We start from the raw sequence: 19610 nt of genomic DNA on the forward strand, positions 1-19610 counted from the left end.
CATCATATCTGCGCTTCGTGTTGTCCGACGAAGGGGCCAGGCTGAGGCGGTCTTAACTTTCTGATGGCGACTGTTCACGCGCGGGCGTTGAAATGGCTTATCAGGATGGCAATCCCGATCACCACCACAAGTCCGACCAAACCCATAATCACTGCCGATAGCATGGCTCCCCTACCGCCTATTCGACGCCAAGCTCTTTAATGGCGAGGGGGATAATTGTTTCGCGTCGCGAACGCCGCGCTGACCAAGTTCAATAACTATTTTGGCGATCAATTCTGCGATGGGATCACCGCGATCAACCAAGCTGAGCTTGCGCAAGGTGCGCTCATAAGCATTGGTCAAAACCGCTATTTCATCCGGGCCCAGCGGAGAATTTTGTAGTAGGCGATAGATGGGCATCGATGCACACCCCCGCACAAGTTCCTTCTACCACAGAACCATGCTAGTGGTTCATCACAGTGATTATGACTCTTTGGCGGTGGCTGGATAGGCGCGGCCGAGTTTGGTGCGGGCTTTGTCTGTTGTGAACATCCATTTGATGCGGGCTCGGGTTTTATTCCGCCTCTTTTGCCATGCTGCGATCTCGTTTCGGAGCCTTTTGGGATCGTCGATGCGGCGGCCGAGACACTGACGCTGTAGCACGGTGATCTCGCACTCGACCATATTGAGCCAACTGGCGTGCTTCGGGGTGAAGTGGAATTCGAGGCGGCGCAGGATGCGCCGGGCCTCGGCGGGCGCGAAGGCCTCATACAGCGCCCCAGGCTTGTGGATCGACAAATTGTCCTGCACGACACGGATGCAGGCGGCGTCGGGATAATGGACGTCGACGAGATCACGCATGCAGTGGGCGTAGTCCACGGCGGCGCGGCGGTCGGTGACCTTGACGTTGCGCCAGCCCCGATGTGGATCGAAGGTGACGAAGAGATTGGCGGTGCCGTTGCGGCGATACTCGTAATCGTAGCGCTCGCGCTGTCCCGGTTGGGCCGGGACCGGCTGGCGCACCTCGCCGATCAGCTGGATGGGGGTCTCGTCGAAGCAGACCAGCGGCCGGGCGGGATTCTGCGTCTCGGCGTAGAGGTCGAGCACGTCCTCCATGCGGGCAACGTATTCGCCGTCGACATGGGGAATGCACCACATGTCCCTGCGCCACGGCTTGAGGTCGTTCTCGGCCAGCCGGCGACGCACGGTCTCGCCCGACAGACTGTTGTGATCGGTGAGCTTGACCATCGTGTCGGCCAGCAGCGTCAGCGTCCAGCGTTTGCAGCCAGCGGGCGGCTTGGCGCATGCGGTCGCCACCAGCAGGGCTTCCTCCTTGCCGGTCAGCTTGCGCTCAGCGCCCGGACGCGGCTCCTCGCTCAGGGCCCGCTCCAGATTGCCTTCCACGAAGCGGCGCCTGGTCCGGCCGACGGTGGAGAGGCTGACACTCACGGTCCGGGCAATCTCCTCGTCGCGGCAGCCTCCATCGGCCGCCAGTAAAATCTGCGCCCGCTTAAGCTTGCGGGCGGCGTTCTTGCCGCTGCCGAGCATCTCCGTCAGTTCGTCGCGCTCGGCTTGGCTCAATTCGACCCGATAACGTACATTCATGCTTTGCCTCCTTGTCGGAGGCCGGGACGAATCCAACGATGAGTCAAAAATCAGGCGCGCGCCTCACCGAGAAGCAGGGTTATTACCTGGCCTTCATCCATACCTACGCCCACATGTTCGGACGTCCACCCGCTGAAGCCGACATCCAGCGCCACTTCCGCGTCAGCCCGCCTTCGGTCCACCAGATGATCGTCACCCTCGAACGAAACGGCTTCATCCGACGTCAACCCGGCGTCCCCAGAAGCATCGAAATCCTCGTGCCGCCGGAAACCCTGCCGATCCTCGAATGGCTCGGTATCAAAACGTCAAAATCACTGTGATGAACCACTAGCCGCGGGCAAATTCGAATCAGGCCGACGGAGGCGACCTGGCCCACCTCGTTGGGAGTAGGTCCAGCGCACTTGACTCCACGAGAACAAAATACGAACATGCATCATCGACGGCCAACCAAGATCAGACCATGTCCTCGGTCTCCCAGCCGAACGAACACGACAACGGTCTTGAAGCCGCCGTCGACCAGGCGATCGCCGTCTGCGACGGCGATCCGCGTGCGGCTGTTCGCGCGCTAATCATTGCGAACAATCTCCTGGAATCGGAGATAGCGGAGTTGAGGAACGCCGTATCGCATGCCTACACGCGCGGACGCTTTCGGACCTACACAGGATAGGGTCAGGTGTGGTGAAATAGCGATGAAACATCAGAACACGTGGTCTTTCATCACGGCTGACCAAGCCGAGCAGATGGGAGCCGACATGGCGATCCAGTTCATGCTCATGACGCTATTTCAGCTTCTGTCGGAAATGGCGGATGACCCGCGTGGCTTCCGTACGGATATACATAGGGAACTTACCGATCTCGTGGCGAGCCAAAAGCTGCCACCGATGCCTCGAGATACTGAGCGAAAGGTTCGGGCCGCTGCCGGCAAGATTCTCGACGGCATCGTGATGCGATCATTTGAACAGAACGGGGTGAGGAAGTCATCGTGACGGCTGGACATGCAAACCAAGTGGTGTTCGGTCACGGGAAGTGCCGCGGCCTGGCGATGTCGTTGCCCGCCGAGAGCGACCGCTGAAATGTGCAATCTTTATATGCCGACGTCGGCATAACCTCTATTCGATCACGACAAACTAGGCTGCCATCATCGCGCCGTTTCGCGTCGTGAACCGATACGTTGGCAATCTGGCACCGATGCCGGGGGTGTTTCCGGACTACCAGGCGCCGATCGTCCGCAACGGAGCCAGGGCCGCGAGCTCGCCACCGCGCGGTGGGGAATGCCGTCGTCATCAAAGGCGTTGATGGCCGCCACTAAAAAGCGGGCCGAAGAACTGCAGGCCAAGGGCAAGACCGTCGATTTCAATGAATTGCTCAGAATGGAGCCGGACAACGGCACGACCAACATCCGCAACGTGAAGAGCAAACATTGGACCCGCTGGCTCGGCGTCGAAAACCGCTGCGTGGTACCGTTCAATTCGTTCAGTGAGTTCAACAAGGCCGAAGGCGGCGATATCTGGTTCGCGCTCGATGAGCCCCGTCCCCTCGCCTGCTTCGCCGGCATCTGGATCAACTGAACGTCCGTGCGGAAGGTCAAGGAAGGCGAGACCACGAATGACCTCTACGCATTCCTCACGACGGAGCCGAACGCCGAGATCGGCGCCGTCTACCCGAAGGCGATGCCGGTGATCCTGACGACGCCGGAAGAGGTTGAGACTTGGACGACGGCTCCTTCGGACGAAGCGCTAAAAGCTGCAGCGGCCTCTACCCGACGCGACGCTGCGGATCGTCGCCCGCGGTGTCAAGGAAGACCCGCCCGGGTCGGCGGTATGACGGGCAAAACCAGCGGCCGCTCGTCACGGCAAGGTCACCTATGTCTTGGTCGCGTTATACGCATGCGTCGCCGGGCGGGCTTCGCCTTAAGGCCGCAGGCTCGATCAGCGCGCCAATGCCGCATCGCCTCAGCAGAAAACGGCCCCCCGCAGGAGCATGAGCATAGCGACACCGAAGGCGGCACGCGGGACCGGATGCAGCGACGAGATCGGTAGAGAAGGGTACCCGAAGGGCCGAGGCGCCGCAGGCGGCTCGGAGAGCGAAGCGAGTAGAGCCCGCTTCCGGCGAAGCCGGATGGAGGAAGTTGCCTCCGGCTTCAACGTGAGCTGCTCGACGATATCCCGGTTGAAACCCGTGGACGCAACTGGTTAGGAAATGGCGGATCGTATGTGCCGACGCGCCCCTCACGGGCTAACCAGGAAATTCACATGGCGCGTTGGATGGTGACGGTCTTGGTCACCAAGGACAAAGATCAAATCGGTCACGAAATGTACGCCGTCGCGATCAACGATGCAGCGCAAGCGATAGAGACCGTGTTGAAGGCAGCCGCTGGAGAGGCGGCGGTGGTCAATGGTAGAATCGACGAGACATGGATGAGAAGCGCTCGGCTGAAAGCGGTCGGGATTCTGAAGATACTGGATAATAAGGCCGACCCGCTTACCAGTCGCGTGAAGCGACACTAGTTCCCGAGCACTTGAATGTCTTAACTGCTCTCGATTGTATCGATAGGCAGGAGGCTTGATGTCGAAACCCAGGTGGGCGCCGCGGCATGCGAAATGGGGGCCGGTCAAGCCGGGGTTTTGGCCTATTTGGCACGCCAACAAGGATTCACTGCGGGACAACGGCTATTCTGTCCGAAAGAACGAGGATCGTCAGTGGCAAGTCCGGTTTGTACCCGGCACCTACAAGGGTTGGCCGCCAGTCAAAAAGCCGGAACCAATTTTCGTGCCGGCAGGCATGAAGGCTTCCTGCCCGAACTGCGGACAAACCAGAGTTATTCCGCGCACGGAAGCTCATAAAGATTGCGGCATTTGCGGTGACCGAATTCCGCCCGAGGGTCAATGACCCATGCTTCAAAGAGTGTCAGCTGGCATCGGACTCTTTTCAGAATTGCGGCCTTCGTCCTCGAGTTTTTTCCGGCGGGTATTCGCCGCAACCACATATGAGTTGAGCTTGTTAAAGTCCGCCTCGATCTCCGTGAACTTGGGTAGATCGGCGGGGACGCCTGCGGCTTGATCATGGCCGGAGTACTTGGAGCACCGCGTCATTCCAGCGTACACCGTCTCATAGTCCGACTTGTCGACATGGGCTGCTCTTAATTGCATGGTGGCCACGTTTGGTCGAAATCGCCCGACCACGCCGGCGAATAGAACTTCCTCGATGGTGTGCTCCCAGGTCTCGCGCATCTTGGTGTAGATACTAGTCACAAACGATCGCTCGGCCTCGTCGGCTTCCGAATACGTTGGCTTCTTTGCTTTGAGCAGACCATCGATGATCGGAAGCCTCTTTGTAACGCTCATCGAAACCCACGGTTGCTGGCCGTCATCGATAATGCCGAAGCGTCCGTCACCATGCTTGGCAATCCATTCTTGCCGCAGGGGGACCTTCATATCCTTAGCTTCTTCGAATACGGCGTGATGAAAGAACAGGTTGTGCGTGAAGATGATCACTTGCCTACGGGCTTTTGCCTCTTTCACCAGCCGCTTTGCAACCGCCTCCATCCGGGCGTGGTCAAGCGACGATACCGGATCATCAACGACGATGCCGTGCCTCACGCCGACCTCTTTCAGCTCGGCAAGAAAGCCTGCCAGAGCAAGTGCGCGCTTTTCCCCTTCGCTCAGAATGTCGCTGTTCTTGCCGACCTTCTGCTTCGCCTCCAGCCCGATCTGGACTTTGCTCTTGCCCACCTCTCCCCGGTCAGACAGTTTTAGCGGCAGATGCCCGAGGTCGAGGGCGCCGATCTCGTCCTGAAGGCTATTTTGCAGGGATGTGGTCAAAACCTTGCGCCGCATACGCGTAATGAGCGACGTAATGCCGGCCACCGAACAGGCTGTCGTGCAAGCCTTGGTCTTGACCAGCAGCTCAAGCGAGTTGCGCCGCGCCACGAACGTTTCAATATCGGCGGAGAACTTCTTCCGCGCTTCAAGTTCATCGAGCTTTTGCTGACGCTGAATGCGTTTGGCGGCCTGATCCGGCGTCGGTTTCAGGTCGTCGATCTCTTTCGCGAGGACAGTGGCTTCTGCCACCAGATCGTCGATCACAATGCGGTCTAGATCTGGGAGACCACCAAGACTCGCGTAGTCGACGGCCTTAATGGCTAATGAAGCAAGACTGTGGCGCTCTTGGCTGGCGGTGTAAAACTGGTCAAGCCGATCCACCAGCGCTTGGCGGGGTTTCGATGCTTCGACGAAATTAACCAGCTTGTCCTTGATGTCCTGACCGCCAACGATTTTGAGGTCGAGGATCGCTTTGGCCCTTTCGCCAAAATCCTTTTTGGCGGCCTCAGCGTCGGCATTGGCGCGGCCTTCAACATACGCATCAAAAGCGGCCAAGCGTTCTTGTGCCTGCGCATCGAGCGGCTGATGACAGAGCACGCACGTATTGGCATTAGCCAGCTGGGGCGGCTCAACGGTGGGAAACGCTTCGGCCGCAAAATCGCGCGCATACATCAGCATCTGACGCCAAGTATCGCTGCCCAGCTGCGGGACCGCTGATTCAGCTGCAAGGGCGGAAGCGGCTGCTTTCGCGGCGTCCCGTGACTGAGCAGCCTTCTGCCGCGCCTCTTTCAGGGCCGCTAGGCCATCGTTGCCGAGGGCCTTAAAGATAGCGTTCGCATCGGCGACAAACGTATCGACCGCTGACTTGGCCGCCTCCTTGACCCTCTTAACAAGTGCCGGGTCGCTCCCCAGCTCCAGCTTGATTGCCTGAAGATCAGCCTCGTCCTTCTCCTCCCACACGGCGAAAGACCGCATGGAAGCCTCGTCTGGTAGCTGTTCGTCAGCTTTCAGCCTTGCCAGCATGGTCGAGATTTTCGTGGGCTTGTCATATCCCTGCGGCAATGGGGCCTGGTGGGCTTTGACCAATCGCGCCTCTTCGGCCCTGAAGCGCCCGTCTAGGGTGCGGACCGCCTCAGCGAGATTGGTCAGCAGTGCGAGTTCGAAGGGTAAAAACTCGATGTTGCGCTCAGCGTCGACATAAAGCCCGGCCGCATCACTGTCGAAGACGGATATGCGGCCCAGTTCGGGCGGCGGCGCATTCCGATCATCCCAAACGACGGTACGGGCCTTTTCCCCATCGACACGGAAGGTCAGGGTGACTTCGCGTGGATCGGCTGAGGCCGGCTCGAACACGTTGCCGCGCAAGGTCACGTCATGCAGACAGTGGCAGATTTTCTTGGCGACGCGACAATAGCCACTCTTGCCCGAACCGTTGGCCCCGTAGATGAGTGTGATGCCATTGATAGCAAACTTGATCGGTGGTTGCCCCGCCGCCAGACGGTCGATGTTGCGAAGCGGGCCGATCGAGCCCAGAACGGTGACGGGAGCGAACTTGTTGCCGGCCTTGAGATGCGTCTTTGTCAAGGCAGGCCAGACCGGCGACGTTCCCGCAGCGATCCTTGCGTCCCTCTTTACTGCCTCCTCAAGCTGGTCGAGTTCTTCAGCGTCCAGCTTGGGCTTGGCGGTCAAGAGCCGGATGGCTTCCTGTTGCCAGCTGGGACGTGCCGCACACCAATCAAATAAATCGCTGTCGCCTGTCATGGCCACCCCAATACCGATTGTAGGTATAGATAGATAAAATCATGGATTGTGCAGTGGATGTCTGTCAGGTTGTATTGTCAAGCTGCAGGCTGGGGGCACCCCGTTCCCCGTGGCCGCCTGAAGCGAGATCGGCCAGTCCCTTTTTGAAGCGCAGCTCGGCGAACATCCGCGCAATGCGAAGCCGCTTAAAGGCTTCAGCGGTGTACTGGAGATTCGCGACAACTTTGACGGCGATACCTATCGGACGGCCTACACAACGCGGCTGGAGGGTCCTGTACGTCCTGCACGCGTTTCAGAAGAAATCCACCAGGGGAATTGCCACACCGCAAAGGCACGTTGACCTGATTCGGCAACGCCTGCGGGACGCCGAGTCTATTTATAAGGCAACAAAAGGAGACCGAGCCGCTAGACTGGTCGAAATGAAACAACCTGACTTATCCAAGCTGCTCCGGGGTCAATTTAAGCTGGTTTCAGTGGAAAAGCTGATGCGGATGCTGACAGCGTTCGACCAGGATGTCGAAATAACGGTAAAGCCGCACAGGAAGCGCGGCGAGGCCGGCCGGATCACGTTCATTCCGGCCTAAAGGTACTGGGGGGTTCATGTCATTCAAAGCAACCGTGGCTGGAACTGCGCACGAACCCCTCCTCAACTGCCCCAATTGCAACTACGAAATCCGGCTGACGGAGTCACTGGCGGCCCCCCTCCTCGCGGAGACTCGCCAACGTTTTCAGGAACAGCTTGCCAGCAAGGATGCCGAGGTCGCGCGCAAATCCGAGGAGCTGAGCCAGCAGCGCGAACAGCTCGCTAAGGATCGGGAAACGCTCGATGACCAAGTCAAGCAACGCCTGGCCGCGGAGAGGAGCCAGTTGGTTGCCGCTGAGGCCAAAAAGGCGCGCGAAGCTGCCGCAGCCGAATTGAAGGCGAAGGCAGATGAGACGGCCGAGCTCCGCCAAGCGTTGGAGGCCAACAACCTCAAGCTTGCCGAAGCGCAGCAGGCCCAGGCCGAGCTGATGCGCAAGCAGCGGGCGCTCGATGAGGAAAAGCGTGAACTCGATCTAACCATCGAAAAGCGCGTCCAAGCGTCGGTCGACCAGATTCACGCAAAAGCCCGGCAGGAAGCCGATGAGGCCGCACGGCTGCGGGTTGCGGAGAAAGACCAGACCATAGAGTCGATGACGCGGACCATCGAGGAGCTGAAGCGTAAGGCCGAGCAAGGATCGCAGCAGTCGCAGGGTGAGGTTCTCGAACTTGAGCTTGAGGAACTTCTGAAGAGCCGTTTTCCCATGGACGTCATTGAGCCCGTCGGCAAGGGTGAACTTGGTGCCGATATGATCCAGCAGGTCAATGGCCAGCTTGGCCAGCCTGCTGGCATCATCCTGTGGGAGACCAAGCGCACCAAAGCCTGGAGCGATGGGTGGCTGGCCAAGTTGCGCGACGATCAGCGCCGCTCCGGGGCCGATGTGGCGCTCATCGTTTCTCATACCCTGCCCAAACACATTGAGCATTTTGACCTGGTTGACGGCATATGGGTGGCTCACCCGCGCTGTGCCTTGCCGGTTGCCGTCGCTCTGCGCCAAGCGCTGGTCGACGTGAGCAGCTCTCGTCTCGTCCAGCAAGGGCAGCAGACAAAGATGGAGCAGGTCTACCATTACCTGACCGGAACCAAATTCAAGCAGCGGGTGGAAGCCGTAGTCGAGAAATTCAACGACATGCGCGACGATCTCGATAGGGAACGCAAATTCATGGGGCGCCAGTGGGCCAAGCGCGAGACGCAGATATTGGCGGTCGTCGACTCCACGGTTGGCATGGTCGGAGACCTTCAGGCCATCGCCGGCAAGGCCATGCCGGAGATTCCGAGCCTAGATGTGCAGCTTTTGGAGCATGACGCTGACACCGAGAGAAAAGCGGGATGAGCGAACTCGCAAAGGGAATTGAGGCATTCGTCGCTTACGCAAAAACCCTGAAGGGTGACGAGAAGGGAGAAGCTCAGGTTTTTTGCGACCGGCTATTCCAGGCTTTCGGCCATAAGGGTTACAAAGAGGCCGGTGCCGAACTCGAATACCGAGTGAAAAAGGCTTCAGGCAAAGGAACGAACTTCGCCGACCTGGTGTGGAAGCCGCGACTTCTTATCGAAATGAAGAAGGGCAGCGAAAAGCTGCATCTTCATTACCAACAGGCTTTCGACTACTGGCTGAACGCGGTTCCCAATCGCCCTCGTTACGTCGTTCTGTGCAACTTCAAAGAGTTCTGGATTTACGATTTCGACAAGCAGCTCAACGAGCCCGTGGATATCGTGCGGCTCGAAGACCTGCCGAACCGCTACACGGCGCTAAACTTCCTGTTCGCGGACAATCCGGACCCTCTTTTCGGCAACGACCGCGAAGAGGTTTCGCGTATTGCTGCAGCAAAGGTCGCTCAGCTGTTCCGATCGATGGTCGCACGCGGCGTTCCGCGAGAGCAGGCGCAGCGTTTCGTGTTGCAGGCGGTCGTCGCGATGTTTGCCGAAGACATCGACATGATGCCGGCCGGAACGACCCTGAGACTGGTGCAGGATTGCCTTGAGCACGGGCAAAACTCATACGATGTTTTTGGCGGCCTGTTCCAGCAGATGAACAACAAGACAGCTGCCAAGGGCGGTCGCTACAAAGGCGTTCCCTATTTCAACGGCGGTCTTTTTGCCACGGTTGCGCCCGTCGAGCTGACCAAGAAAGAGCTGGAGCTGCTCGGCAAGAAGGATGAAGGGGCCGCTTGGCAGAACTGGGCCAAGATAAATCCAGCGATCTTCGGCACCATCTTCCAGCAGAGCATGGATAAGGGAGAACGGCACGCCTATGGCGCGCATTTCACTCACGAGGCCGACATTCAACGGATCGTCGGGCCTACGATCGTGCGCCCCTGGCGGGAGCGTATTGACGCCGCAAAGACAATGACGGAGCTGTTGGAGATTAGAAAAGCGCTCCTCAACTTCCGTGTGCTCGATCCGGCCTGTGGCAGCGGCAATTTCCTTTATGTCGCCTACAGAGAGATGGTACGCCTCGAAATCAGACTCATGGCCAGGCTGGACAAAGAGTTCAGCTGGAAGACCATTCAGAAGCAGGCCCAGGCCACGTCACTCATTAGTCCTCGTCAATTTTTTGGCGTTGATCGGGACTCTTTCGGCGTCGAGCTTACAAAAGTCACGCTGATGCTCGCGAAAAAGCTCGCCTTGAACGAGGCCGCCGATGTTCTGGAGCGCGACCAGATCGAATTGCCCTTGGCGGAAGATGATGCTCTTCCTCTCGACAATCTCGACGGAAATATCCTGTGCCGTGACGCGCTGCTGTCAGAATGGCCCGAGGTCGATACGATCATCGGCAATCCGCCGTACCAGAGCAAGAACAAGGCCCAGCAAGAATTCGGACGCGCCTATCTCAACACTATTCGAGGGGCTTTTCCGGATATCGACGGACGGGCCGACTACTGCGTCTACTGGTTTAGGAAAGCGCACGACCAGCTTAAGCCGGGTCAGAGGGCGGGCCTGGTCGGCACAAACACGATTCGCCAGAATTATTCCCGCATCAGCGGCCTTGACCATATCGTCAAGCATGATGGCACGATCACCGAAGCGGTCTCGACTATGCCGTGGTCAGGCGACGCGGTCGTCCACGTATCGATCGTGAACTGGGTAAAGGGCGAGGACGATGGCAAGAAACGCCTATACATCCAGTCGGGAAACGACCCCGCCGGGGGTTGGGACTACAAAGATTTGGAAGAGATCAATACCTCGCTCTCGTTTTCGACTGACGTGAGCCAAGCGGAACGCATCAAGGCGAACGCTGAAAAAGGCGGCTGCTACCAGGGTCAGACACACGGTCACAAGGGTTTCCTTCTAGAGCCGACCGAAGCGAAAGCGATGATGAAGGCCAACAAGGCGAACGCGCAGGTGCTCTTCCCGTTCTTGATCGCCGACGACTTCCTCGGCGCTGTAGACAAACTCGAATGCAGATACGTCATCGACTTTCAGCCGCGCGATCTTTTGAAGGCCAAGGCATTCAAGCAACCGTTTGAGCATCTGGAGCAGACGGTGCTCCCCGCACGGAAGGAAGCGGCAAAGAAGGAGCGTGCACGAAATAAGGAAGCCTTGGACGACGATCCCGAGGCGAAGGTCAACAAGCACCACGAAAACTTTTTAAAGCGCTGGTGGCTGATGTCCTACCCGCGCGAAGACCTGATGCGGACCCTCGCCCCGCTGTCGCGATACATCGTATGTGCACGGGTCACACACCGGCCGATCTTCGAATTTGTTTCGACGGCCATTCATCCGAATGATGCACTGAGCGTGTTCGCGCTGGAAGATGACTACTCTTTCGGTATCCTCCAGTCGGGCATCCATTGGGAGTGGTTCATCAATCGCTGCTCAACGCTGAAGGCAGACTTTCGCTATACGTCGGATACCGTCTTCGACAGCTTCCCCTGGCCTCAGCAGCCGACAACCGAGGCGGTTCGCCTCGTCGCCAAGCGGGCGGTCGAGGTGCGGCGCTTGCGATCACATCTGCGGGCGAAGCATGAGCTTTCACTACGAGAGCTATATCGGGCGATCGAAGGGCCCGGAGAACACGCCCTGAAGAAAGCACATAAAGCGCTGGACGACGCCGTACGCGACGCTTACGGCATGTCCAAGAAGGCCGATGTGTTGGAAGCACTGCTGGAGCTGAACGAAGCTGTCGCCTCGGCTGAAGCCGATGGCAAGCCGGTCGTTGGGCCTGGAATCCCGCCGTCAGCAAAGAAGCTGAAAGACTTGGTCACGACCGACAAACTCACGGTGTAGGACGACCGTGCAATCGCAAATACGATTGCACGATTCAAAGTGAACTAAAAACCGGGGGTATGGACGCGCCGGCAGGGCTTGAACCTGCAACCTCCTGCCCCTACTCTCCAAGTGTCAGCTAGGATTTCAAAGAACGGCAGGGCTCTATCCGGTTGAGCTACGGCGCGAAGCTGGTTAGGCCCCTCCCTTCACAACCGAAAGCTTGGGCTTGCCCTTCCTGCTTGCCCTTGCGGCCTTTGCCTGAATCTTTTCATCACGCTCCTGGATTTTTTCGAGCGCATATGGCTTGGCGGCCGCGATCAGGCCGTCCAGGTGGTAGACATTGGTCTGGCTACCGTTTGCTGAGCTGCGCCGTTCTTCCCGCCTGATTAGTCTAGCCGCTTCCATGGCAGCAATCCTGCGCTGAACGGTCCGCGGTTCGATGTCCATGGCCGCTGCGATGGTTCGCTTGGACGGAAACGGCTTGCCTTCTGCCGTCCACCAATAGGACGCGATGTGCAGGATGATGTTGATGTCGATCGCATCCAGCCCCAGGGCACGCTGGCGTTCAAAGATGACGTTCGGCAGGACCGTCCACCCGGCCTTCATCAAGGTGGCGGTCCACTTCTTTTCGTTGACCTTAAGCTGGGTAACTTCCGGTGCTGGTGCTGTGTTTGCGGATTCCGCTCGATGTCGCCCAGCATTCCGAGATGATCTCGCCCACCATTCCGATTTGAAGTCGCCCACCCATTCCGAGATGATGTCGCCCACCATTCCGGGATGATGTCGCCCGGGTGACGAGGCCTCTTCTGGCTCCCATAGGTCAACCCTTTCGGCTTTGCGAAGGGGGACCCTGGATGCCGACGGAGAGGCTTGCGATGCGCCGTGTGCGCGATGTGATCAGGATGAAGGCGGCCGGTCTGCCGAGCCGCGAGATTGCGCGACGGGTAGGAGCGGCGCCCTCGACGGTGCGGCTGGCGATCCGGCGGTTCGAGGCCGCGGGTCTGACCTGGCCGTTGCCCGACGAGCTCACGGACGCGGCCCTGGAACTCCGCCTGTTCGCCAAGACCGGCAATGGCAACCGGCAGGGTCACCGCCGCATCGCCGAACCTGATTGGACGACCGTGCACCGCGAGCTCAAGCGCAAGCACGTGACGCTGTCGATCCTGTGGGAGGAGTACATCGCCGCCGAACCCGACGGATACCGGTACTCGCGCTTCTGTGAGCTTTACCGCGCCTGGGAGGGCCGCCTGTCGGTGACGATGCGCCAGGCGCACGCAGCCGGCGACAAGCTGTTCGTCGACTATGCCGGCGACGGCGTGCCGGTGGTGGTCGATCGTCTCACCGGTGAGCGCAGAATGGCGCAGATCTTCGTCGCCGTGCTCGGCGCCTCGAGCTTTACCTACGCGCAGGCGACGTGGACGCAGGGGCTCGCCGACTGGATCAGCGCTCATGTTGGCGCCTTCGCGGCGATCGGCGGCATACCGGCGCTGCTGGTGCCTGACAACACCAAGGTCGCGGTCATCAAGGCGAGCCTGTACGACCCGCAGATCAATCGGACCTATGCGGAGATGGCGGCGCATTACGGCACCGCCATATTGCCGGCCCGGCCGCGCAAGCCGCGCGACAAGGCCAAGGTCGAGCAAGCCGTCCTGATCGTCGAGCGCTGGCTGCTCGGCCGCCTGCGTCATCGCACCTTCTACAGCCTGGCCGAGGTCAATGCGGCGATCGGCGAGCTGCTCACCAGGCTCAACGAGGAGCGGCCGATCCGGCGGCTCGGCGTGACGCGCCGCCGGCTGCTTGAGGAGGTCGATCGGCCGGCGCTCAAGCCATTGCCGGCGAGCCCCTACGTACTCGCCGAATGGCGGATCCGCCGCGTCAGCCTCGATTACCACGTCGAGGTGGAGAAGCATTACTACAGCGTCCCGCATCGCTTTGTGCGCGCCGAGGTCGAGGTGCGGTTCACTGCCCGCACCGTAGAGATCTTCCACAAGGGCGAGCGGATCGCCGCGCATCAGCGCATGAGCGGTAATCACAAACACACCACCGTGCCGGAGCACATGGCCTCCAGCCATCGGCGCTACGCCGGCTGGACCATCGCGCGCATCCGACAGGACGCTGCCGCGATCGGGCCGGCGACCAGCGCTTTGTGCGACCTCATTCTCGACGAGCGCTCGCACCCCGAGCAAGGCTTCCGCGCCTGCCTCGGCATCCTCAGGCTCGCCGGCTCCTATGGGCGCGGACGGCTGGACGCCGCGGCTGCGCGGGCGATCGACATCGGCGCGCGCACCTACGGCTCGGTCAAATCGATCCTCGCCAACAATCTCGATCGGCGTCCCGCTCATCAGCGCTCCGCGGACGATGCGCCGATCCTGCATGCCAACATCCGCGGACCGCGCTACTACAACTAGGAGACCATCCCTTGCTCACCCATCCGACCCTCGACCGCCTCAACGCCCTCGGCCTCCACGGCATGGCCAATGCCTTCGTCGATATCGAAGCAACCGGCGAGGCCGCAAGCCTCGGTCACGCCGAATGGCTCGCGCTGCTGCTCGAACGTGAAGCATCACTGCGCCACGATAAGCGGCTCGCCACCCGCCTGCGCTATGCGAAGCTGCGTCAGCAAGCGTGCGTCGAGGACATCGACTACCGCACCCCGCGCGGCCTCGACCGCCCGCTGTTCGCCAAGCTTGTCGAGGGCCGCTGGATCGATGACCATGCCAACCTGCTGATCTGCGGCCCGGCCGGCGTCGGCAAGAGCTGGCTCGCCTCGGCGCTCGGCCACAAGGCCTGCCGTGACAATCGCTCCGTGCTCTATCAACGTGTTCCGCGGCTGTTCGATGACCTCGCTCTCGCGCGCGGCGACGGTCGCCATCCGCGCCTATTGCGCGGGCTCGGCCGTGTCGATCTGCTGATCCTCGATGACTGGGGGCTCGAGCCGCTCGACGCTGGTGCCCGTCACGACCTCCTGGAAATCCTCGAAGATCGCTATGGTCATCGTTCCACCATCGTCACCAGCCAGCTCCCCGTGGACCAGTGGCATGTGCTCATTGGAGATCCTACCTATGCCGACGCCGTGCTCGATCGCCTCGTCCACAATGCCCATCGGCTCGACCTTACTGGCGAGAGCCTGCGCCGAACCCGGCAATCCGCCCGAAAGACCTGAGCCCGTGACGCTGTGGACATGCCGCTGCGCTTGGACAACGCCAAGGCGTTGCCCACATGCCCACAGCAAACGCAACAGAAACACAACAAGCTCAAGCCGCGATTCCAGTTGACCGTGCGGCTTGCCCAATGCCAGAGAACCTCAGCAGCTAGAACGCCTCGCCCCCGGGCGAGATCAAATCGGAGAGGTGGGCGACATCGTCTCGGAATCCCCGGGCGACTTCATATCGGTACACCCGGGCGACTTCGTCGGAATCCGCACTGTGTTCGACATAGTGTTTTCCCGAAACAACGTGTTGCCGCCAATATGAGCGTGTTTCGCCGTTGCGCAACTTCGCCGGGGAGACCCTGGAGCCCTCCCCCTATGCGTATTGGAATGCTGCAATGGGCGTATGGGAATGACGTGTGATTATGCGTATCCTTTTTTGGAGGGCGGGCCGGTCTTCCGGGGGGAAGTGTTTAAAGTCGCCCCGCCTAGATTTTGGGGTCTCCCGGGGGAGACGCAAGGGTCTCGGGGACACCTTGACTTTTAGGACAAAACGTCCTATTTAGGGATCAAATGGATTGGGAATGCTCGATCGGCGCTGGGCCTCGGTGAACACCGGGGCCCTTCGCTTTTTGGGCTAGGGGAAAATCTTCAAGCCGTAGCCCTCGATCTTGCCGTTAGGGCTCGCCCGAAATTTGGACTTCAGGGCATCATAGGCCCGGTTGGGCTGATCTGGCTTGATGACGTGGCGCCCAATGGGGTGTGCGACAAGGTCAGCCAACTGTAGGCCGGTCGAGTTGTGCTTCTTGTCCATGAAGCGGATTTCGAGGTTCTGCATCTTGCCGACGGCGTTTTGACCGTCGCAGATCCTGCGAAACTCCAGCTCCAGCTTCGCATCCTCGGTCTTGCCACGGCATTCGACCTGCAAATGGGTCTGGACGTTCGCCTGGCCCTTGTCGATCAGGAAACGCTGCAGGCGCTCCATGCAGAAGCCCAGGGCAATGCTGTAGGGGTCCGCCGGGTCGCTGTATTTCTTGACGTGCTTAGCCTTGTCGATGACCGCGGCAATGAGTGTGAATTCAGCGTCGCCGATCAGCTGGGTTACCCGGTCGATGAACGATGCCCGCGTGTTAGGATTTAGCAGGATGTTGAAATCGCCGGTCGCCTTGCGGATTTCATGACCGTGCAGCACTATGCTGTCATGGCCCCAGAAGTCGAATTTGAACCGCTGGAAAGCCGGCACGATCTTTTCGATGTATTTGGCCTTTTCGACCACGCAAAAGGCGAGCGCGAAAACCGGGTGATCCGGGTTGATGTTGGTGAGGCCGTGATCGCCGCTTTCGTCGATGTAGACAATGTATTCGCTGTAATTCATGGCGAGACGTTACCCCAAGTCGACGCTGGGGCCAGCTTGGCTGGCTCATAATCGACCGCTATTCGAGCACGGAGCCGTTCGCAGCTTGACCCAATCGAGAAACCAGCGGCCGTTACAGGGACAGGATGTCTCGAAAGGCTAGAGGTTAGACGTACGCCCGCTTGGGTCCTCATTTGCATACTCTCGCAAGTTTTTAGAGAGGCCCGATCGAGCATCCGCTCCGGGCCTCTTTTCCCAATTTAGCCCGTTGAAAATGCGAGCTATTCCGCGATGCACCGTCCATCGTGGGCCGGCCCTTCATGGCGAGCTTTTTGGGACCGCAGTCAAAATTTCGCAACAAAATGGGGAGCCGATTGACAGTTCCATCAAAATTGTCTACATAAATGCCAGCCTGATTGTGGTGACGCCATTTTGTAATCAATTCTGGAGGCCTTTGTGTTCAATCATCGCCATTACGTGCCAATTTTGAAATGGAAAATGGGAGAGTACCAGGCGCTCAGCCGCCTGGCGGGGCCGGTCAAGGACCGCATCACCCCCCTCCTCGAAATCCCCCCGGTCGGGTTCGACTTCGAGACGCAGCGGAACAAGGAGAGCGCAGACGACCACCTGGGCGACTTCGGCAAGCGCCTGAAATCCAAGTGGCAGGCCCGGCCCTGCTTTGTTGACTTGAAGCACCTGCCCGCGGCGACCCGATGCGCTGGGGGACGCCACTGCGTCGAGGTTCTGTTCGAGACTGCCCGCGCCGAAGGCTGCGCGGCCATCCCGGTCGTCAGTTTCGCAAACGACGCCGCATTCCTGGCGGCCGTGGCCACCGTTTCCCGGCAGGACCGGCGCGGCGTCTGCCTGCGCCTGTCCCTTCCCGACTTCGACCGGCACAATCTCCAGGCCGACATCGAGAACCTGCTGCGCCCCATGGCGGACGGCTATGGCGAATGCGACCTGGTGATCGATCTCGGCACGCCGACCTATGTGCCGATCGCGATCATGGTGACGATCATGCAGACGCTGATGGCCCGGGTCCCCATGCTCAACCAATGGCGCACCGTCACCATCGCCGGCACGTCCTACCCGAACTCGGTGGCGAACATCGCCGCGCCGTACCAGTTGCTGCCGCGCCATGAATGGCAGGCTTATCGCGCGTTCATCGCAACCATCGGTCACGAGACGCGGATACCGACCTTCGGGGACTACGCCGTCGCCCACCCTGACCTGGTCGAGCTCGACATGCGGATGATTAAGCCGTTCGCGAAGCTGCGCTACACCATCACCGACCACTGGCATGTCGCCCGCGGGACGCCGGTACGGACCCACGGCTTCGGCCAGTACCAGCAGATGTGCGCGACGCTGGTTGCCCTGCCTTATTTCAGTGGCCGCGCGTTCTCGGCCGGCGACGCCTATATCGCGGACTGCGCGGCAGGCACCGTCACGACGGGAAATCTGTCGACGTGGGTGTGGGTGTCGACGAACCGGCATCTGACGAAGGTGGTCGATGACCTCGCCAGCGCGCACGCGCTTTCAGTCGCTGCCGAATAAGCGGCCGAAGCTCCTGCAGGTCGACGGTTTCGGCCAGGTATTTGTAGAGAACGCCGCGCGGTTTTCTGAGCAAAGCCGGCGGTGCGCCGCGCTCCTGGAGGATTTCAACGACTTCCGGTCGCCAGAGCAATTCGGCCAGGGCGAGCGGATCGATGGTGGGGTTCTGCGCAAAGGCCTGCGCAGTCTCGAAGCTGATGCCGCCACGCGGTCCCGCCGTCACGACCTTGATACCCCACCATTGCGGGATCAGCGGCTTCGCCTTCTCCAAATGGCGCTCGCCGACAACGAGCGTCGCCCGGTCCAGGACGAGCCCATAAGTGGCGATCTGGGCGGGAAGCCGTTCCAGCGTGTCTGAATCGCTTTTGATCTCGTAACCGTGCAGGTAGCCATTTACGACGGCGATATCGACCCGGCAGGTGCCATGACGCAGGCCCAACTCGTCGAGCACCAAAGTGTCGGCGTCGCCGTGATGCTCTTTCAGCACCTTTCGGTGCAGAGCCTGTCTGACATCCCGATCTCGCACGACTAAATCCTCAGGAGGGGCGCGGCCCTAATATGCCGCGATACAGCCCAACAAACCGTTGAATCTTCGCTAGCGATCGACCTCATCGAATCACAATAGCGCCGAAGAAGCCGCGATGACCACCCGCTTTGCGGCCAGAGCGGGCAAAAAGCTGTGACCCGAGTCCTCCCGGCAACAGATGGCGGCAAGTCCCGTCCGCGTACGGCGTATTACATACTTAAGCTTTCATTTAGGAATTGCCCGTATGTTTTGGACATGACCAAGCGCGTGATTTCAGTTCGACTTTCGGACGAACGCCTCAAGCAACTGGATGAGGTGTGCAGCCGGCTGGGCATGAACCGCTCGCAGGTAATCGACGCCGCGTTGCGGCTGGTTCCAGAGGTGATGTCCGGAAAGGCAGAGCTACACTATGACCCCGAACGGTTTAAACGATCCGGGCAAACTGAATAAAGACCGACTGGCGGCCCTGGTAGCCCTGCTGGTGATGGTGATGGTGGCTGCCCACAGCGGCTATCGGCTACACATTGGCCTAACTGGGATCACGTTCGAGCAAAATGCTCAGGTCACCGCCCGGTAGCCTGGGCGATTGTTCCGGAGTGTAGGGGATGGAAAATGCCGGCTCTCCAATTCACTTCGGACTGTTTCACCGATAGCCTCGCTTCTGCTTTGCGCCTATTTTGAAATCATAGCTATGTCGGCCCTTGGGACGAATACGTTTCGATCCGAACAGTGCCGGCACGCCCAATGCGCCTCCACCTTCTCACAAGCGAGCACTCGCCAAACAGCGTGGGCTTAATATCCAGCTTGTAGTAGCGCGCCATATGCCTGCACTCATCGACGCGGGTCAGTATGATTGCGGTCATGTTATTTTCTTCTGTTCTTTTTGGGTTTGCAGTGCCCAGGATTCGGTCGAGGCATGACACAAGAAGAGTGCAGATTTCACGCATACCCTCCTTCTCGCGATCGTTACATCCACCCAGCGCACAAATACGTCATGATGCCTTATGAACTCGACTCTTGTGCAATCGCTTATGCGCTGAAACTGCCTCCGCTGGTCTTTGTGCGATCTGGCGAG

At 59.6% G+C, this 19610-nt stretch carries 19 protein-coding genes, 1 tRNA gene and 1 pseudogene; 13 read left to right on the forward strand and 8 right to left on the reverse strand.

What is annotated here, in order from left to right; all coding sequences use genetic code 11:
- Window positions 1-171 precede the first annotated feature (171 nt).
- Together HZB49_RS01880 and HZB49_RS01885 are read right to left on the reverse strand one after the other, a co-directional pair.
- Window positions 172-399, reverse strand: a complete 228-nt coding sequence (locus HZB49_RS01880; protein WP_082770528.1) for a hypothetical protein — start codon at window positions 397-399, stop codon at window positions 172-174.
- Between the two features lie 63 nt (window positions 400-462).
- The gene (locus tag HZB49_RS01885; protein ID WP_021075700.1) at window positions 463-1584 is read right to left on the reverse strand and encodes an IS630 family transposase; all 1122 of its coding nucleotides are present in this window, start codon (window positions 1582-1584) and stop codon (window positions 463-465) included.
- 38 nt (window positions 1585-1622) lie between these two features.
- On the opposite strand from HZB49_RS01885, the gene HZB49_RS01890 reads away from it, so the two are divergent.
- The 5 genes and pseudogenes from HZB49_RS01890 (at window position 1623) to HZB49_RS01910 (ending at window position 4091) form a co-directional block, all read left to right on the forward strand.
- Window positions 1623-1904 (forward strand): helix-turn-helix domain-containing protein, encoded by a 282-nt coding sequence (locus HZB49_RS01890; RefSeq protein WP_021075699.1) that lies wholly within the window; start codon window positions 1623-1625, stop codon window positions 1902-1904.
- A 140-nt stretch (window positions 1905-2044) separates the two neighbouring features.
- Window positions 2045-2251 (forward strand): hypothetical protein, encoded by a 207-nt coding sequence (locus HZB49_RS01895; RefSeq protein WP_021075698.1) that lies wholly within the window; start codon window positions 2045-2047, stop codon window positions 2249-2251.
- Window positions 2252-2273: 22 nt separating this feature from the next.
- Window positions 2274-2570 (forward strand): hypothetical protein, encoded by a 297-nt coding sequence (locus HZB49_RS01900; RefSeq protein ID WP_035649268.1) that lies wholly within the window; start codon window positions 2274-2276, stop codon window positions 2568-2570.
- A 151-nt stretch (window positions 2571-2721) separates the two neighbouring features.
- Window positions 2722-3408 (forward strand): annotated as a pseudogene (locus HZB49_RS01905) (SOS response-associated peptidase family protein).
- Window positions 3409-3836: 428 nt separating this feature from the next.
- Window positions 3837-4091 (forward strand): hypothetical protein, encoded by a 255-nt coding sequence (locus HZB49_RS01910; RefSeq protein ID WP_021075695.1) that lies wholly within the window; start codon window positions 3837-3839, stop codon window positions 4089-4091.
- A gap of 390 nt (window positions 4092-4481) precedes the next feature.
- Here HZB49_RS01910 and HZB49_RS01915 read toward each other — a convergent pair whose 3' ends face one another.
- Complete coding sequence (locus HZB49_RS01915; protein WP_021075693.1) at window positions 4482-7166, reverse strand: AAA family ATPase; 2685 nt, start codon at window positions 7164-7166, stop codon at window positions 4482-4484.
- A gap of 127 nt (window positions 7167-7293) precedes the next feature.
- Here HZB49_RS01915 and HZB49_RS30015 point away from each other — a divergent pair, with 127 nt between their 5' ends.
- The 4 genes from HZB49_RS30015 (at window position 7294) to HZB49_RS01930 (ending at window position 11974) form a co-directional block, all read left to right on the forward strand.
- Complete coding sequence (locus HZB49_RS30015) at window positions 7294-7506, forward strand: type II toxin-antitoxin system RelE/ParE family toxin (RefSeq protein WP_349643769.1); 213 nt, start codon at window positions 7294-7296, stop codon at window positions 7504-7506.
- Window positions 7507-7576: 70 nt separating this feature from the next.
- Complete coding sequence (locus HZB49_RS01920; RefSeq protein ID WP_365856335.1) at window positions 7577-7750, forward strand: XRE family transcriptional regulator; 174 nt, start codon at window positions 7577-7579, stop codon at window positions 7748-7750.
- 16 nt (window positions 7751-7766) lie between these two features.
- Window positions 7767-9080, forward strand: coding sequence for a DUF2130 domain-containing protein (locus tag HZB49_RS01925; RefSeq protein ID WP_021075692.1), 1314 nt, complete (start codon window positions 7767-7769; stop codon window positions 9078-9080).
- Window positions 9077-11974, forward strand: a complete 2898-nt coding sequence (locus HZB49_RS01930) for a DNA methyltransferase (RefSeq protein ID WP_021075691.1) — start codon at window positions 9077-9079, stop codon at window positions 11972-11974. Before HZB49_RS01925 ends, HZB49_RS01930 begins: the two co-directional genes overlap by 4 nt.
- A gap of 60 nt (window positions 11975-12034) precedes the next feature.
- On the opposite strand, the gene HZB49_RS01935 is transcribed toward HZB49_RS01930, so the two are convergent.
- Window positions 12035-12141, reverse strand: a tRNA-OTHER gene (locus HZB49_RS01935).
- Window positions 12142-12148: 7 nt separating this feature from the next.
- Window positions 12149-12727, reverse strand: coding sequence for a helix-turn-helix domain-containing protein (locus tag HZB49_RS01940; RefSeq protein ID WP_291608761.1), 579 nt, complete (start codon window positions 12725-12727; stop codon window positions 12149-12151).
- 104 nt (window positions 12728-12831) lie between these two features.
- Between HZB49_RS01940 and istA the strand changes: the two genes are divergently transcribed.
- A complete protein-coding gene (gene istA, locus HZB49_RS01945; protein ID WP_021075689.1) occupies window positions 12832-14364 on the forward strand; it encodes an IS21 family transposase in 1533 nt (510 codons plus the stop codon).
- Window positions 14365-14375: 11 nt separating this feature from the next.
- Entirely contained in the window at window positions 14376-15119 is a 744-nt protein-coding gene (gene istB, locus HZB49_RS01950; RefSeq protein ID WP_021075688.1) for an IS21-like element helper ATPase IstB, read from the forward strand.
- Window positions 15120-15741: 622 nt separating this feature from the next.
- Here the strand turns inward: istB and HZB49_RS01955 are convergent.
- Window positions 15742-16479 carry a DUF3800 domain-containing protein gene (locus HZB49_RS01955; protein WP_021077412.1) on the reverse strand — a complete coding sequence of 246 codons (738 nt, stop codon included), beginning with the start codon at window positions 16477-16479 and terminating at the stop codon, window positions 15742-15744.
- A gap of 435 nt (window positions 16480-16914) precedes the next feature.
- On the opposite strand from HZB49_RS01955, the gene HZB49_RS01960 reads away from it, so the two are divergent.
- On the forward strand, window positions 16915-18012 hold the full coding sequence (locus HZB49_RS01960) for a beta family protein (protein ID WP_021077411.1): 1098 nt from the start codon (window positions 16915-16917) through the stop codon (window positions 18010-18012).
- Here HZB49_RS01960 and HZB49_RS01965 read toward each other — a convergent pair.
- Window positions 17903-18535 carry a sce7726 family protein gene (locus tag HZB49_RS01965; protein WP_021077410.1) on the reverse strand — a complete coding sequence of 211 codons (633 nt, stop codon included), beginning with the start codon at window positions 18533-18535 and terminating at the stop codon, window positions 17903-17905. The two genes, HZB49_RS01960 and HZB49_RS01965, sit on opposite strands and share 110 nt — an antisense overlap.
- A gap of 255 nt (window positions 18536-18790) precedes the next feature.
- Between HZB49_RS01965 and HZB49_RS01970 the strand changes: the two genes are divergently transcribed.
- Window positions 18791-18985: a ribbon-helix-helix protein, CopG family gene (locus HZB49_RS01970; protein WP_035650346.1), complete on the forward strand. Its 195-nt coding sequence runs from the start codon at window positions 18791-18793 to the stop codon at window positions 18983-18985.
- Window positions 18986-19224: 239 nt separating this feature from the next.
- Here the strand turns inward: HZB49_RS01970 and HZB49_RS30020 are convergent, their stop codons facing one another.
- A complete protein-coding gene (locus HZB49_RS30020) occupies window positions 19225-19482 on the reverse strand; it encodes a WGR domain-containing protein (protein ID WP_349643776.1) in 258 nt (85 codons plus the stop codon).
- Between the last annotated feature and the right edge of the window lie 128 nt (window positions 19483-19610).

Source organism: Bradyrhizobium sp. (genome assembly GCF_016219575.1).
Taxonomy (GTDB): domain Bacteria; phylum Pseudomonadota; class Alphaproteobacteria; order Rhizobiales; family Xanthobacteraceae; genus Bradyrhizobium.

What these genes read in the sequence shown, in the direction of transcription:
- HZB49_RS01970 (WP_035650346.1), top strand. Translation starts at nt 18,791, where the DNA reads ATGACCAAGCGCGTGATTTCAGTTCGACTTTCGGACGAACGCCTCAAG.
- HZB49_RS01885 (WP_021075700.1), bottom strand. Translation starts at nt 1,584, where the DNA reads ATGAATGTACGTTATCGGGTCGAATTGAGCCAAGCCGAGCGCGACGAA.
- istA (WP_021075689.1), top strand. Translation starts at nt 12,832, where the DNA reads ATGCGCCGTGTGCGCGATGTGATCAGGATGAAGGCGGCCGGTCTGCCG.
- HZB49_RS01880 (WP_082770528.1), bottom strand. Translation starts at nt 399, where the DNA reads ATGCCCATCTATCGCCTACTACAAAATTCTCCGCTGGGCCCGGATGAA.
- HZB49_RS01930 (WP_021075691.1), top strand. Translation starts at nt 9,077, where the DNA reads ATGAGCGAACTCGCAAAGGGAATTGAGGCATTCGTCGCTTACGCAAAA.
- HZB49_RS01900 (WP_035649268.1), top strand. Translation starts at nt 2,274, where the DNA reads ATGAAACATCAGAACACGTGGTCTTTCATCACGGCTGACCAAGCCGAG.
- HZB49_RS01940 (WP_291608761.1), bottom strand. Translation starts at nt 12,727, where the DNA reads ATGGTGGGCGACATCATCTCGGAATGGGTGGGCGACTTCAAATCGGAA.
- HZB49_RS01915 (WP_021075693.1), bottom strand. Translation starts at nt 7,166, where the DNA reads ATGACAGGCGACAGCGATTTATTTGATTGGTGTGCGGCACGTCCCAGC.
- HZB49_RS01925 (WP_021075692.1), top strand. Translation starts at nt 7,767, where the DNA reads ATGTCATTCAAAGCAACCGTGGCTGGAACTGCGCACGAACCCCTCCTC.
- HZB49_RS01910 (WP_021075695.1), top strand. Translation starts at nt 3,837, where the DNA reads ATGGCGCGTTGGATGGTGACGGTCTTGGTCACCAAGGACAAAGATCAA.
- HZB49_RS01890 (WP_021075699.1), top strand. Translation starts at nt 1,623, where the DNA reads ATGAGTCAAAAATCAGGCGCGCGCCTCACCGAGAAGCAGGGTTATTAC.
- HZB49_RS30020 (WP_349643776.1), bottom strand. Translation starts at nt 19,482, where the DNA reads ATGCGTGAAATCTGCACTCTTCTTGTGTCATGCCTCGACCGAATCCTG.
- HZB49_RS01895 (WP_021075698.1), top strand. Translation starts at nt 2,045, where the DNA reads ATGTCCTCGGTCTCCCAGCCGAACGAACACGACAACGGTCTTGAAGCC.
- HZB49_RS01955 (WP_021077412.1), bottom strand. Translation starts at nt 16,479, where the DNA reads ATGAATTACAGCGAATACATTGTCTACATCGACGAAAGCGGCGATCAC.